Raw genomic sequence first — 3,511 nt, forward strand, 5'->3', positions numbered from 1 at the left:
GTCCAGCATTGCCTGCCAGTGTTCCGCCACGTCCTCGGCATAGAGCTTGGCCGCCACTTCGCGCGCCAGCCAGCCGGCCCCTTCGGAAATCCCGGGAATATCGCCGCTGACCTTGCCCAGGCTGGCGGAGGCGCCGTAGTTGAAGCAGTAGACGTTCGACAGCCAGGGCGCGGTGCCGGGCACCTTTTCGCGGAAGGTGAAATCATCGTTCAGATAGGGGAACCGGCCCAGATCGCGTGAGGGTTCGTCCGCCGGGGGCGTGTAGACGTCCTGCCACAGCAGGATGTTCCCTGCCGCCTCACCGAATTCCGTCCGCGACAGCGGGTCGATGGTAAAGCCGGTGCCCAGGATCACGAAATCCGCCTCGTAAGAGGTGCCATCGGCAAAGCCGACCTGCACCGCCCCGTCCTTTTCGACCGTCGATTGCACCGCCTTGCCAAAGTGGAAATAGGCGTTGGGGTGACGGCTGACCCGGTTGGTCGAACCATGCGGCGGCGGCGTTTGGGTGGCAAAGGAGTACTGCATGAACCGCCAGCGCCATTCGTCCGGCAGGCTGGCGTACCCGGCGGTAAAGCCAAAGCTGCCGATGCCCATCATCTTGTTGATGGTGGGCATCTCTTTGCGGCGGATCAGGTGGCGGACCTCGGCGGCGCCATGCTCCAGCGCTTCGGCGGCATTGTCCACGGCAGAGGCGCCGACACCGACAACCGCCACGCGTTTGTTCTTGAGCGTGTCAAAGTCGATCTCGTCGGCGCTATGCGCCCAGTATTTCCGGTCGAGGTTGGAGACAAAGCCGGGAATGTTCGGCTGCCCGGTGCCGTCGCGCCCGGTGGCAAAGATCAGCTTGCGGGTCAGGATCGACTCTTCTGCCGCGCCAGAAAGGTGCAGCCGCAGCAAGTCGCCCTCGGGTTCGACCAGATCGACGGAGACACCGTTTTCCGTCGGGATATTCAGCACCGAACGATACCATTTCAGATAGTCCATCCACATCGGGCGCGGGATCTTGTCCAGGTCTTCCCACTTCTCGGTGCCGAACTGCGCGCGATACCAGGCCTGAAAGCTCAGGGCGCCATGTCCATAGGCAGGGCCGGTCAGCTCCTTGGGAGAGCGCAGAGTTTCCATGCGCGCATAGGTCAGCCAGGGACCTTCCAGTCCCTCGGGGCTGCGGTCGAGAATGCGGATGTTGTGGATGCCGCCGGTCTTCAGCGCCATCCAGGCCACCATGCCGCACATGCCGCCGCCGATGATGACCACATCCGTCACGTTGTCACGCGAGGGGACCCAGCTCTTGCCGGGCCAGCAGAGGAATTTCAGGTCCTCGTGCAGGCGCGCCTCCAGTGAGGGCAGGCCCTGACCGTCGATCAGAGATGTAGCTTCATGTGTCATTGCATCATTCCTGTAAGTCTTGCCCTTTCCCCGGATCAGACTGGCCGCGTGCCGGTCCAATCGGGATGCAGGTCGTCGATGTGAAAGGCATGGGCATGCCTGTGCCGCGGCCCCTTCGCGGGCCAAAACCATCAACGCATAAGCGATGTCTTCTCCGCCCATGTCAAAGTCGGGCGCATAGTTCACCTGGTTGCGCAGATTGTCCATCGCCTGGGCAAATGCCTGCTGCGGCACCGCGTAGCCCTGCGCGCGGGCGCGGCTGAGGAAATCGCTGGCGTAGGCGTCCAGCCAGAATTCGCCGCTGCCGGCACGCCACAGACCAAAGGCGCCGCTGGGGGCCTGCCGGGTCAGCACCTTGCGAATGGCGGCGTTGATGCGGGCATCCACTGCCGGGCCGTTGCCCAGCCCGGCCGCCTGGGCAACGCTGCTGAGATAAAGAAGCGGCAGCGCCTTGGAGGTTACCTGCTCGGTGCAGCCATAGGGGTACTGGTCCAGTTCCGCCAGGAGGCCCGGCACGTCGAATTTGGCGAGCGGGCCGGAGGAGATGGTGGCGCGGGCGGTGCCGGGGCGCAGGCCGGTGAAGACCTCTCCGTTGAACAGGAAGCTATCGCCGCCGGCCAGGGTGAAGCGGCGGGTCTGGGCCACCACCGGGTCATTGGCGCGGACGGCCAAGCGCAGGTCCTGGCGCAGCTCCTGCCCGTCCGGGGTGGTGAGGGTGAGGGTCAGCTGGTGGTCTCCCACGGTTTGCGCGGTGACCGGCAGCTCCAGCACCACCTTGCCCTGTTCCGCCAGGGTGACGGCGGCAGGCAGGCTGCCCAGCGTCAGGCCGCCTGCGGTACTGGCCGCCAGCGCCATCTCTCCTGCGGGGCCATCGGCGTGCACGATCTCGATCCGGGCGCGGCTTTGGTCGCCCGGTGCCAGGAAGCGCGGCAGCGCGGCGGTGACCACCACCGGATCGCGCACCAGCATATCGGCCTCGGCCTGGCCCACGGCACGGCCGGACCAGGCCACCGCCATCAGCCGCAGGGTGCCGTTGAAGGCGGGGAGCGTGAGCGGGAACTCGGCCTCGCCATTTGCGTCCACCTGTAAGGGACCGGAGAACAGCGCCACCAGATCCTGGGTCGGCGGCGGCGACTGCATCTTGAGGCCGCTGTCCGCGTCGCCGCCGGAGCGAGTCCGGCCCATGGCGCCGTTGCCGGGATCAATCAGCCGCCCGTAGACGTCGCGCAGCTCCATCCCCAGACGGCGCTGGCCGTGGTAATGCGCGCTGGGGTCGGGGCTAGTGAAGCCGGTGAGGTTGAGGATGCCGAGGTCCACGGCGGCCACGGCCAGCCAGACCTCCTCGCCCTTTGCCGCGCCATCGACACGGAGTTTCGCCACTTGCGTGCCGCGGGGGCGGGCTACCTCCGGGACGTCAATGGCGACCTGCAATTGCTGGTCGAGCTGGGTGACGCTTGCGTGGGCCAGCCCCAGGGCGCGCAGCGGGGTGCGGCCGCGCTCGCCCGCCACTGGCTGGATCACGGTTGCGGTGACATAGGCGCCGCTGCCCCAGTCCTGTGTCACCTCCAGTGGGATCAGGGTTTCGCCGGGCGGGACTTCGACAGCCATACGGTGGATCAAGTGGTTCGAGACAACCGAGATCAGCGCGGTGCCCGCAGCCTGCGGCACGATGCGCAGGCGGGCGGTATCGCCGGGGGTATAGCTTTCGCGGTCCAAGGATAGCTCCAGCCGGGCAGGTGTTTCAGCGTTGCCTTCAGGCGCGTACCAGCCGGCGTAGAAGTCATAGGCGGCAGAGGCATAGGAGCCGTCGAGGCGTTCCACCACCAGCTCGTAGCGGCCCCAGTCCACGGGCTGGGACAGAGGCAGGGGGTCGCTGCCCAGCTGCGCCTCTCCAGTGGCGATGCGGGTGCGGCGGGTGATCGGCTCCCAGTTCCAGTTGCCATAGAGCTGATACCACTGATAGCGGGTCTCGACCCGGTTCAGGGTCCATTTCACGCGCATCGGCATCGGTTTCAGATCCGGCGACAGGGCAATGAATTCGAAGCCTGCCTCGGAGCCTTCTGCCGCGACCTCGTCAAACAGCGGCTTGATGCCGAGGACGGGAGCGGCAGGGCGCACCGGCAGG

General features: G+C 66.4%; 1 protein-coding gene. It reads right to left on the reverse strand.

All coding sequences use genetic code 11. From position 1 onward, the window contains the following. The coding region (locus A2I95_RS27945; RefSeq protein WP_291735168.1) for an NAD(P)-binding domain-containing protein at positions 1-3,511 on the reverse strand (3,511 nt) is incomplete at both ends.

It is taken from the genome of Leisingera sp. F5 (assembly GCF_001593695.1).